This is a genomic window from Faecalimonas sp. LCP19S3_D12, from assembly GCF_052121495.1.
Lineage (GTDB): Bacteria > Bacillota > Clostridia > Lachnospirales > Lachnospiraceae > Faecalimonas.
Map to the genome: position 1 here is coordinate 33,300 of NZ_JBQKED010000029.1, position 10,536 is coordinate 43,835.

Here is a 10,536-nt window from a genome sequence, read left to right on the forward strand (position 1 = left end):
TACGTGAAAAACAGATTGTGTTACAATTGTCGAGGAAAAATAAAATAAAAAGAAAAGCAGAGTAAGAGTATGTGCGTTAAGTGCCAGTTGGACGGGGAGTTGCCAGTCGGACGAAAAGCAAAATTGCTTGCGGTACATACTCTGCATCCCGCTGCTGCACATGACAGATATAAGGAAAATACCTGCTATGCGTAGCTTCAGGACTACTGCAAAGGAGGTATTTTTTATGTTGCAAATGAAGAAACAATTTGCAGACTCTTTTGAGGAGTTGAAGAACTTGAGGACACTTGTGGTGACAGCGCTGCTGATTGCCATTGCCGTCGTACTTGGATTTTTCAGTGTTCAGTTGACGGAAAATCTGAAAATCGGTTTTTCATTTATTGCCAATGAACTGACTGCCATGCTTTTTGGTCCGGTAGTTGGCGGTATTATGGGAGGGATTGCCGATATTATCAAATATCTGCTCAAACCTACCGGCCCGTTTTTCTTTGGGTTTACATTCAATGCGATACTCGGAGCAGTGATCTATGGTGTGATGCTCTATAAAAAGCCGATCAGCTTTAAAAGAATATTGGCGTCAAAGATTGTTGTGGCAATCGTTGTCAATGTATTTTTGAATACATATTGGCTTTCGATGTTATATGGAAATGCATTTATGGCAATTTTGCCTCCACGTCTGATCAAACAGATCATCATGGTGCCGATACAGTCAATCATGCTATATGCGGTTGTTGAGGTGCTCGCAAAAGCAAAAGTCTTTTCCGCATTTCGAGTGAAAGTATAAAATAATTAAAGAAGAATGTGGCATACTAAAGCAAAAAGGAGAATGCGAGATGACGGCAGAAGTAATCTCTTATTTGCTTTCACAGGAGAATGAAAAGGAGTACTTGCAGTCTCAGATGGTTCTGCAATGTGCTCCTTTTCTGAAAAGAATAAAGATAGCAGGTATGTTTTGCGCGAAGTGCTTTGACGAGAAAATATATGTGGAAGTATTGAACAATACGGATATCTGTTATAAACTGCTCTATAAAGTGCAGAGTGGTTTTCAAGTGTTCTTATATCGAAAAGAAGAATTTCAAAACTATCTGAGAAGGACAGAGGTGCGTAAGTTTTTAATAGCATATGGATATGACTGTGAGCATATGGAAAACTGTTTGAATCTGCTTCGTATGAGACTAGAATGCTATTTGCAGAAAGAACAGCTATTTCCGCATGAGATAGGTGTGTTCTTGGGGTATCCGCCTGAGGATGTAAAAGCCTTTATAAAGCAAAATGGGAAGGGGGCAGTTTTGTGTGGACATTGGAAGGTTTATTCGAATATAAAGAAAGCACAACTACAGTTTTTGATGTATGATATGGCAAAAGTGCATGCGGTCAATGAATATTTATGTGGAAAGTCTGTGTGGAAAATCGCATTGCAGAACAATTGTTTTTCGTGGTACAATGGAGAGCGTGAAAAGGAGGAATTAACGATATGAGTTATGCAGATAAAGTGTTTATAGATATGTGCCGTGATATTATTGATAACGGTGTCAGTACGGAAGGCGAAAAGGTGCGCCCAAAGTGGGAGGATGGAAGCTTTGCCTATACGCTGAAAAAGTTTTGTGTGGTGAATCGGTATGATTTGTCAAAGGAATTTCCAGCGTTGACACTTCGACGTACCGGTATCAAAAGTTGTGTGGATGAGCTGTTGTGGATCTGGCAGAGAAAATCCAATAATGTGCATGATCTAAAGCCACATATTTGGGATAGCTGGGCGGATGAAGATGGTTCAATCGGCAAAGCTTATGGATATCAGATGAGTGTAAAGCATCAATATAAAGAGGGAATGATGGATCAGGTGGACCGCGTAATCTATGATTTAAAGAATAATCCATATAGCCGTCGTATTATGACAAATATTTATGTCCACCAGGATTTGCACGAGATGAACCTGTATCCGTGTGCGTACAGCATGACATTTAATGTGACAAAGAAAAATGACAGTGACAAGCTGGTCTTAAACGGAATTTTAAACCAGCGTTCTCAGGATGTGCTTGCGGCGAATAACTGGAATGTATGCCAGTATGCAGTGTTGATGCATATGCTGGCACAGGTGTGTGATATGCAAGTGGGCGAGTTTGTCCATGTGATCGCAGATGCGCATATTTATGACAGACATATTCCGCTTGTGGAAGAACTGATTTCGAGAGAGCCGCTGCCTGCACCTACGTTCTGGCTGAATCCAAAGGTGAAGGATTTTTATGAGTTTACACCGGATGATGTGCGTCTGGACAATTATGAGACAGGACCACAGATTAAAAATATTCCGATTGCAGTGTAGGAGGAAAAAAGATGAATTTGATTGTAGCAGTGGATAAGAATTGGGCAATTGGTCTGCATAATAAACTTTTGGTAAGTATTCCGGCAGATATGAAATTTTTCCGTGAGACGACGATGGGAAAAGTGGTCGTGATGGGAAGAAAGACATTGGAGAGTTTTCCGGGGGAGCAGCCACTCAAAAAGAGAACGAATATTGTTCTGACAAGTGATAAGAATTACAAGGTCAAAGATGCTGTTGTAGTCAACAGTGTGGAAGCGCTTTTGGAGGAAGTGAAACAGTATAACGATGAGGATATTTATGTAATCGGCGGGGAAAGCATTTACCGTCAGCTTCTCCCATACTGTAAGGTTGCGCACATTACAAAGATTGACCATGCGTATGAGGCAGATACATATTTCCCAAATCTGGATGAGATGCCGGAGTGGAAGATTGCAGGGGTCAGCGAGGAACAGACATATTTCAATCTGGAATATGAATTTGTAAAATACGAAAGAATTGGTTAGGAGATAAGACAAGATGATAAAAGTGATTGCATCAGATATGGACGGGACGCTGCTTGGGTTAGATCATAAGGTCGCACCGAGGACATTGGAGGCAATTCATAGTGCACAGGAGCAGGGAATTCGTTTTATGATCGCGACAGGAAGAAATTTCCGAAGTGCAATGGAGGAACTGGAGGAATTGGACCTAGAGTGTGATTATCTTGTGGGAAGTGGCGCAGAAGTGAGAAATCCGCAAAGAGAAGTGGTGCTGCAAACACCGATTCCGATTGAGGTGTGTGAAGAACTATATTGGCAGCTGATAAAATTTCCAGTGTCGATCATCTTTTCTACAGATGATTTTGACTATCGAATCGGAACCGAGGAGGAGATTGAGGAAAGCATTGTAGAGCAGATTCATCTGTTCCATCTGGATTTGGAGCCGGAGAAAATCCGACATTCTGAATTGTATGAGCGTATCTGGAAAGCGACCAGAAGAATATCGGATTTTGCAGAATTAAAAGAGGGAAAAGCGCCAATCTATAAGGTTTTTATTTTTACCGAAGATATTCCGCTATTGAAACGGATTCAGAGCGTACTAGATGAAAACAACAAGGTTGCGGTGGCATCTTCGTTTATTACCAATCTGGAGATTACAGATGTACATGCGCAGAAAGGACCCATGTTAAAGCGGTATATTGAGTCGCTTGGATATACGATGGATGAAGTGATGGTATTTGGCGACAGTATGAATGATTACTCAATGCTTTCTATGGATTTTGGAGCGACGGTTGCAATGGAAAATGCGGAACCTGAGATTAAAGAAGTGGCAAAATATGTGACAAAAAGCAATGAAGCGTATGGAGTGGCGTATGCCATAGAAGAGCTTTTGAAGCATTATAAAGAAACAAAGGAGGGCGTGTCTTAAGAAGACAGCCCTTCTTTTCTGAGCTCCTGCATTTGCCGTAAGACCTCTAAATCGGATTCTTTTAAGCGAAGATTGGACTCGAGAGATTCCCCGTCCGGTGTTGTAACTTTGATTTCAATGATTGTATCTTTACAGAGTGCTCTTTTTGAAACAGCATCTAAAAAAGAAGGAAACTTTGGATGGTTTTGTTTGAGTGTTGCTAACATGCTTTTTACCTGCATGAATTTCATCGGATTTATCATAAATAGTCATTCTCCTTTTAGTTTATAATTGCTTTTTTAATAGTTGTGATATAGTTTCTCGTTGATACATTCGTATTATCTATTTTAAAAAATCAAACAGATGTTGTCAATTGGTACAGGAAAATGATATGATGATTATTATGGATTCTGCTTCGGATATCACAAAGAAGGAAGCAGTGGTGATGACTATCCGAACCGTTTCTTTTAAGATAAGATTTTCAGGTGAGGAGTTTCATTAGAATACAGAGGAAGACTTTAGTTTTGTAAAAAGGGAAAAACTTTAGTTGACAAAAGTGTCAGAAAATTTTATAATAACTCTAAATTGTCTGTAAAATACAGTGTCAAGGAGGAGTACACAGTTTTTGAAAAACTGGTCGGCAATATAGAAAATGATTCGCCCTAAGCTGTATGCTTGGGGTGTTTTTTTTGTATCTGGAAGGAGGACATATATGAGGAAGATTACAGGAAATAAATTGTTTGTGAAGGCGCTAAAAGAAGAAGGGGTGGATATTCTGTTTGGCTATCCAGGCGCCTGTACGATTGATATCAGCGATGAGCTTTATAAGCAGGACTATACAAAAGTGATTTTGCCAAGACACGAGCAGGCGCTTGTGCATGCGGCGGATGCCTATGCAAGATCTACCGGAAAGGTAGGTGTCTGTCTTGTGACAAGCGGTCCCGGGGCGACGAATCTTGTTACCGGAATTGCGACAGCCAACTATGACAGTGTTCCGCTTGTGTGTTTTACAGGGCAGGTCGCAAGAAATCTGATCGGAAATGATGCATTTCAGGAAGTTGATATTGTTGGAATTACAAGAAGCATCTGCAAATATGGAATTACGGTACAAAAAAGAGAAGATTTGGGGCGGATTATCAAAGAAGCATTTTATATTGCAAGGACAGGAAGACCGGGACCGGTAGTGATTGACCTTCCAAAAGATGTGATGGCAGAACTTGGAAGTCCTGAGTATCCGCAGACTGTGAATATCAGAGGGTATAAGCCGAATACAGAGGTTCATATCGGACAGTTAAAACGTGCCATGAAGATGCTGAATAAAGCGAAAAAACCGCTGTTTTTAGCAGGGGGCGGCGTCAAGATTGCCAATGCAGCCGAGATATTTACGAAAATTGTAGACATCACAAAGATTCCGGTAGTGACAACGATCATGGGAAGAGGAGCGATTCCTACGAATCACCCACTGTTTATCGGAAATTTGGGCATGCATGGAGCATATGCGGCAAATATGGCAGTCAGTGAATGTGATCTTTTGTTTTCGATTGGAACAAGATTCAATGATCGGATTACCGGAAAGATACATGAATTTGCTCCAAATGCACAGATTGTACACATTGATATTGACACTGCGTCTATCTCCAGAAATGTACATGTAGATATTCCGATTGTGGCAGATGCGAAAACTGCGACCGAAAAGATTTTGGAGTATGCGGCCTTTCATGATACGGCACAGTGGCTTGAAAAGATAGAAGGATGGAAAGAGGAACATCCATTGAAAATGAAGGAAAAACTAGTGCTGACACCACAAAAAGTCATTGAGACAATCAATGAGACATTTGAGGAGGCAATTGTGGTGACAGATGTGGGACAGCATCAGATGTTCACAACACAATATCTGGAACTGACGGAGAAAAAACAACTTTTGACATCCGGTGGACTGGGGACAATGGGGTATGGATTTCCGGGGGCGATCGGCGCACAACTTGGCAATCCAGACACGCCGGTCATTGCGATTTCCGGAGATGGTGGTATGCAGATGAATATACAGGAATTTGCAACTGCAGTCGGGCAAGAACTTCCTCTCATTTTATGTGTGTTTAATAATAACTATCTTGGAATGGTGCGTCAGTGGCAGAAGTTATTTTACGGAAAGCGTTATTCCATGACCTGCCTTCGTGCCAGAAAATCCTGTGAGGGAAAATGCGGAACACCGGAATGTGAGTGCCCGCCGTATACACCTGACTTTGTGAAACTGGCAGAGAGCTATGGCGCAAAAGGAATTCGCGTATTCCAATCAGAGGAAATCAAAGAAGCATTTGAAGAGGCGAGAAAGAATACGAAGACCCCGACATTGATTGAATTCATTATGGATCCGGAGGACTTGGTATATCCGATGATCAAGCCGGGCGGAACATTAGAAGAGATGTTGATGGATTGTTAGGAGGAGCAAAAATTATGAATACGACAATGAAAAAGAGATGGATTTCTCTGTATGTGGAAAATCAGGTAGGTGTACTTCCTAAAATATCAGGGTTGTTTTCCGGAAAATTATACAATTTGGAAAGCCTTACCGTAGGAACAACGGAGGATCCGACGATTTCGCGAATGACGATCGAGACAGTCAGTGATGATGAGACATTTGAACAGATCAAAAAACAGCTCAATAAATTTGTGGAGGTCATTAAAGTAATTGACTTTACAAACAGTTCTGTGTGCATGAAAGAACTAATGTATGTGAAAGTCAAAAAATGTACGAGAGAGGATAAAGAAGAACTGTTCCAGATTGCACAGTCTTTTAAAGCAAAGATCATCGATTACGGGAAAGACAGCCTGCTTTTGGAATTTGTGCAGACGGCGTCAAAAAATGATGCGCTGATTAAGCTGATGAATGAAGAGTTTAAGGCAATTGAGGTTGTCCGTGGCGGAAGCGTTGGAATAGAAGCAATCAATATGGCAGAACGATAAGTATCTTAGTCTCTTTTTGAAAAAACACAAAAAACAGAGTGCGCTCTATTGACAGGCGGATAAAAAAGTATAATAATAAAAAACAAGAGAAATCAGTAACGGAATGGAGGAATTGTGATGAGTAAAAAAGAGATAGATTGGTCAAATATCGGATTTGGCTATGTGCAGACGGATAAAAGATATGTTTCAAATTATAAAGATGGAAAATGGGATGCAGGCGGACTTACAGAAGAGGCAAATGTGGTATTAAATGAGTGTGCGGGTGTTCTTCAGTATGCTCAGACAGTTTTTGAAGGGCTTAAAGCATATAGAACTGAAGATGGACATATTGTCACATTTCGTCCGGATTTGAATGCGAGCAGAATGGCAGACAGTGCAAGAAGACTGGAGATGCCGGTATTTCCGGAAGATCGTTTTATAAAGGCGGTTGAGCAGGTTGTTGCGGCAAATGCAGATTATGTGCCTCCATATGGTTCAGGAGCTACATTGTATATCCGCCCGTATATGTTTGGAACGAATCCGGTGATCGGAGTGAAACCGGCAGATGAATATCAATTTCGTGTATTTGCAACACCGGTAGGACCGTATTTCAAAGGTGGTGCAAAACCAATCACAATTCGTGTGTGCGATTTTGATCGTGCGGCACCACATGGGACAGGGCATATCAAAGCGGGATTGAACTATGCGATGAGCCTCTATGCGATCATGGACGCACATCGACAGGGATACGATGAGAATATGTACTTAGATTCTGCGACAAGAACAAAAGTAGAAGAAACAGGTGGAGCGAACTTTATCTTTATTACAAAAGACAACAAGTTGGTAACGCCGAAATCTGATACGATTCTTCCATCCATCACCAGACGTTCACTTGTATATGTTGCAAAAGAGTACCTTGGTATGGAAGTGGAAGAAAGAGAAGTGTTGTTTGAAGAAGTGAAGCAGTTTGCAGAGTGTGGTCTTTGCGGAACAGCAGCAGTCATCTCACCGGTTGGAAAAGTGGTAGATCATGGAAAAGAGATCTGCTTCCCAAGTGGAATGGAAGAGATGGGACCTGTGACAAAGAAATTATATGACACATTGACAGGAATTCAGATGGGACATATCAAAGCTCCGGAAGGCTGGATTAAAGTTATTAAATAGGAAAGAAACAGAAGGGACATCGCAGAGAGTTGTGACGTCCCTAATTTTGTCTAAAGCTGAAAGATGTGCGTGGCAATCGTAAAATAGATGATGATGGAGCAGGTATCCACGAGTGTTGTAATAAGCGGAGCTGCCATGATTGCAGGATCTAAATGTACTTTTTTTGCAAACAGTGGCAGAATACAGCCGATGATCTTTGATAAAATGACAGTGCAAATCAGGGAAAGACCAATCACGACAGCAAGCTTCAAATTTTTGTACATGATAAAAATTCGCAGTCCGTTTGCGAGTGCAAGTCCAAGACTTACAAGCAGTGCGACACGGAATTCTTTGAACATGACTCTGAAAATATCTTTGAAACGGATCTCGTCCAATGCAAGTCCGCGTATGATTAAAGTGGAGCTCTGAGAACCACAGTTTCCGCCGGTATCCATCAGCATTGGAATGAAGGAGACAAGCAGAGGGATAGCAGCAAATGCATTTTCATATTGTGTTATAATTGTTCCGGTGATGGTTGACGACAGCATTAAAATCAAAAGCCATAAAAAACGGTTTTTTGCATGTGAAAAGACTGAAGTCTCAAAATAAGTTTTTTCACTTGGATTTACAGCACCCATGATAGAGATATCTTCGGTGGCCTCATCCACCATAACGTCCATAGCATCGTCCACAGTGATGATTCCCACCATTCGGTTATCGAGGTCTACAACAGGAAGTGCGAGCAGATCGTATTTGGAAAACAGTCTGGCTGTCTCTTCCTGATCGGTATGTGTGCCTACAGAGATAATCTCAGTCTCCATAATATCCTGAATAAATGTATTGTCGTCTAAAGTCATCAGGTCTTTGGCAGAGACAATTCCAATCAAACGACGGTTTTCCAACACATAGCACGTATAAATGGTCTCTTTGTGGATTCCGACTTCTTTGATATGTTTCATAGTCTCTTTGATTGTCATAGTCTTCTTTAAAGATACATATTCGGTTGTCATGATACTTCCCGCGCTGTTTTCAGGGAATTTCAAAAGTTGATTGATCAGATCTCGTTTATCGGAACTAACAGTATGCAAAATCCTGGTTACAAGGTTTGCCGGAAGTTCCTCTAATAAATCTACTGTGTCATCCATATATAAATTATCCAGCAGTTCACGAAGTTCTTTTTCGGTAAAAATTTTTACAAGGTAAGACTGAATGGGATTACTCATATTGGAGAATACATCTGCAGCTTTGTCCTTGGGAATCAGACGAAACGCAAAGGCTCTCTCCTTGTCTTCTAAGTTAGAAAGCAGCAGGGCAATGTCTACTGCATTCATTATCTCCAACGTGTTTTTGAGCGTTTTGAAATCTCTTTTCTCTAACAGTTCGATAAAAGTTGTTCTGTTCATAGTCCGTTCTCCTTTTCATTATTTTATTTTTCGTTTGTATTTGGGGATCAAAACTGGCACCAGCATCCATTGCCCTCACCTCCTCGTATAAAAATTTAAGAACAAGATACCTGTTCGCTGCAGTGCGATGCAATTTCTACGCAATAAAAAATCCCGCCAAAGCAAAAACAATGGCGGGAATCATTCCGTGACAACATCGTTCAAGCTTTAGCATCACAGGGCATATAAATTGCATTAAGATATGCCTTATCTGCGACATATCCTGCTAACCAGCGAATCGTGTCTCCACGTTGTTGCGGCAGCAATCTTAGGAAAATCCAAATCCCTGTGGTAGCCTCACCTACCGAATCTTATTCTTTTTGTTAGTCTAATACAGAGAAACAGAACTTGTCAATAGTTTTATTCAAAATTTGCTCCAAAACTAAAAATATGCTATAATATATCAGCTTATGTAAAAATAGGAGGGATGCTCTGTGGAGGCGTATACAAGTTTTGCGGCTGTCTATGATACCTTTATGGATAATATTCCATATGAAGAGTGGGGAAAATATTTGAAAAATCTGTTATACGAATACGGTGTGCGTGAGGGACTTGTATTAGAACTTGGCTGTGGAACCGGGAATATGACAGAGATTCTGGCACAATCCGGCTACGATATGATCGGGGTGGACAATGCAGAAGAGATGCTTGAGATTGCGATAGAAAAAAGGATGAAATCTGGGCTTGATATTTTATATCTTCAGCAGGATATGCGAGAATTTGAACTGTATGGAACAGTGAAAGCAATTGTCAGTATCTGTGATTCTGTCAATTATATATTAGAGGAAGAAGAGCTGGAGGAGGTATTTCGGCTCGTTAATAATTATCTTGATCCTGGCGGAGTGTTTATCTTTGATTTCAACACGGTTTATAAATACAGGGAAATACTAGGTGATCAGACGATTGCAGAGAACCGTGAGGAATGCAGTTTTATCTGGGATAATTATTATTACGAAGAGGAAAGAATAAATGAATATGAACTCAGTCTGTTTATTCGGGAAGAAGATTCTGAGTTGTATCGCAAATACCAAGAGACACATTTTCAAAAGGCGTATGACCTGGAGACAATGAAAAGGCTGATTACACAGTCTGGATTAGAATATATTACGGCATATGATGCGTTTACAAAAGAAGCACCGACAAAGGCGAGTGAACGAATCTATGTGATTGCAAGAGAAAGAGGGAAATAAGATTGAAAATGAGAAGTAGAGGGTATCCATTACCTTAAGCACACGACAAATAAGCCATCTTTCGGTGGCTGCTTTAAAAATTGAATATTGAGAAGTTAAGGTTATGCGG

General features: G+C 40.7%; 11 protein-coding genes and 2 riboswitches. Of the genes, 9 read left to right on the top strand and 2 right to left on the bottom strand.

Annotated elements, in window-relative coordinates:
* The first annotated feature begins 55 nt into the window (after positions 1-55).
* Positions 56-156: riboswitch (THF riboswitch) on the top strand.
* 70 nt (positions 157-226) lie between these two features.
* Genes ACTQXY_RS10000 through ACTQXY_RS10020 form a run of 5 tightly spaced genes read left to right on the top strand, consistent with a single transcriptional unit; the run spans position 227 to position 3,730 of the window.
* Positions 227-784: a folate family ECF transporter S component gene (locus tag ACTQXY_RS10000; protein ID WP_441659319.1), complete on the top strand. Its 558-nt coding sequence runs from the start codon at positions 227-229 to the stop codon at positions 782-784.
* A 49-nt stretch (positions 785-833) separates the two neighbouring features.
* Positions 834-1,478 (top strand): DUF3793 family protein, encoded by a 645-nt coding sequence (locus ACTQXY_RS10005; RefSeq protein ID WP_441659320.1) that lies wholly within the window; start codon positions 834-836, stop codon positions 1,476-1,478.
* Positions 1,475-2,323, top strand: a complete 849-nt coding sequence (gene thyA / locus ACTQXY_RS10010; protein ID WP_373206432.1) for a thymidylate synthase — start codon at positions 1,475-1,477, stop codon at positions 2,321-2,323. The genes ACTQXY_RS10005 and thyA overlap by 4 nt, the downstream gene beginning before the upstream one ends.
* Before the next feature lie 11 nt (positions 2,324-2,334).
* Complete coding sequence (locus tag ACTQXY_RS10015) at positions 2,335-2,826, top strand: dihydrofolate reductase (RefSeq protein WP_441659321.1); 492 nt, start codon at positions 2,335-2,337, stop codon at positions 2,824-2,826.
* Between the two features lie 13 nt (positions 2,827-2,839).
* A complete protein-coding gene (locus ACTQXY_RS10020; protein WP_441659322.1) occupies positions 2,840-3,730 on the top strand; it encodes a Cof-type HAD-IIB family hydrolase in 891 nt (296 codons plus the stop codon).
* Here ACTQXY_RS10020 and ACTQXY_RS10025 read toward each other — a convergent pair.
* Positions 3,727-3,972 (bottom strand): hypothetical protein, encoded by a 246-nt coding sequence (locus tag ACTQXY_RS10025; RefSeq protein WP_004614088.1) that lies wholly within the window; start codon positions 3,970-3,972, stop codon positions 3,727-3,729. The genes ACTQXY_RS10020 and ACTQXY_RS10025 overlap by 4 nt on opposite strands.
* 449 nt (positions 3,973-4,421) lie before the next feature.
* On the opposite strand from ACTQXY_RS10025, the gene ilvB reads away from it, so the two are divergent.
* The 3 genes from ilvB to ACTQXY_RS10040 all read left to right on the top strand — a co-directional run bounded on the left by ilvB (position 4,422) and on the right by ACTQXY_RS10040 (position 7,816).
* A complete protein-coding gene (ilvB, locus tag ACTQXY_RS10030) occupies positions 4,422-6,149 on the top strand; it encodes a biosynthetic-type acetolactate synthase large subunit (RefSeq protein WP_441659323.1) in 1,728 nt (575 codons plus the stop codon).
* A 14-nt stretch (positions 6,150-6,163) separates the two neighbouring features.
* Positions 6,164-6,673 carry an acetolactate synthase small subunit gene (gene ilvN / locus ACTQXY_RS10035; protein ID WP_441659324.1) on the top strand — a complete coding sequence of 170 codons (510 nt, stop codon included), beginning with the start codon at positions 6,164-6,166 and terminating at the stop codon, positions 6,671-6,673.
* 117 nt (positions 6,674-6,790) lie between these two features.
* The gene (locus ACTQXY_RS10040; protein ID WP_441659325.1) at positions 6,791-7,816 is read left to right on the top strand and encodes a branched-chain amino acid aminotransferase; all 1,026 of its coding nucleotides are present in this window, start codon (positions 6,791-6,793) and stop codon (positions 7,814-7,816) included.
* A 50-nt stretch (positions 7,817-7,866) separates the two neighbouring features.
* Here ACTQXY_RS10040 and mgtE read toward each other — a convergent pair whose 3' ends face one another.
* The gene (mgtE, locus tag ACTQXY_RS10045) at positions 7,867-9,198 is read right to left on the bottom strand and encodes a magnesium transporter (protein WP_441659326.1); all 1,332 of its coding nucleotides are present in this window, start codon (positions 9,196-9,198) and stop codon (positions 7,867-7,869) included.
* A 184-nt stretch (positions 9,199-9,382) separates the two neighbouring features.
* Positions 9,383-9,553: riboswitch (M-box (ykoK) riboswitch) on the bottom strand.
* A gap of 118 nt (positions 9,554-9,671) precedes the next feature.
* On the opposite strand from mgtE, the gene ACTQXY_RS10050 reads away from it, so the two are divergent.
* Complete coding sequence (locus ACTQXY_RS10050; RefSeq protein WP_441659327.1) at positions 9,672-10,427, top strand: methyltransferase domain-containing protein; 756 nt, start codon at positions 9,672-9,674, stop codon at positions 10,425-10,427.
* Positions 10,428-10,536 lie beyond the last annotated feature (109 nt).

What these genes read in the sequence shown, in the direction of transcription:
- ACTQXY_RS10000 (WP_441659319.1), top strand. Translation starts at nt 227, where the DNA reads ATGTTGCAAATGAAGAAACAATTTGCAGACTCTTTTGAGGAGTTGAAG.
- ACTQXY_RS10005 (WP_441659320.1), top strand. Translation starts at nt 834, where the DNA reads ATGACGGCAGAAGTAATCTCTTATTTGCTTTCACAGGAGAATGAAAAG.
- thyA (WP_373206432.1), top strand. Translation starts at nt 1,475, where the DNA reads ATGAGTTATGCAGATAAAGTGTTTATAGATATGTGCCGTGATATTATT.
- ACTQXY_RS10015 (WP_441659321.1), top strand. Translation starts at nt 2,335, where the DNA reads ATGAATTTGATTGTAGCAGTGGATAAGAATTGGGCAATTGGTCTGCAT.
- ACTQXY_RS10020 (WP_441659322.1), top strand. Translation starts at nt 2,840, where the DNA reads ATGATAAAAGTGATTGCATCAGATATGGACGGGACGCTGCTTGGGTTA.
- ACTQXY_RS10025 (WP_004614088.1), bottom strand. Translation starts at nt 3,972, where the DNA reads ATGATAAATCCGATGAAATTCATGCAGGTAAAAAGCATGTTAGCAACA.
- ilvB (WP_441659323.1), top strand. Translation starts at nt 4,422, where the DNA reads ATGAGGAAGATTACAGGAAATAAATTGTTTGTGAAGGCGCTAAAAGAA.
- ilvN (WP_441659324.1), top strand. Translation starts at nt 6,164, where the DNA reads ATGAATACGACAATGAAAAAGAGATGGATTTCTCTGTATGTGGAAAAT.
- ACTQXY_RS10040 (WP_441659325.1), top strand. Translation starts at nt 6,791, where the DNA reads ATGAGTAAAAAAGAGATAGATTGGTCAAATATCGGATTTGGCTATGTG.
- mgtE (WP_441659326.1), bottom strand. Translation starts at nt 9,198, where the DNA reads ATGAACAGAACAACTTTTATCGAACTGTTAGAGAAAAGAGATTTCAAA.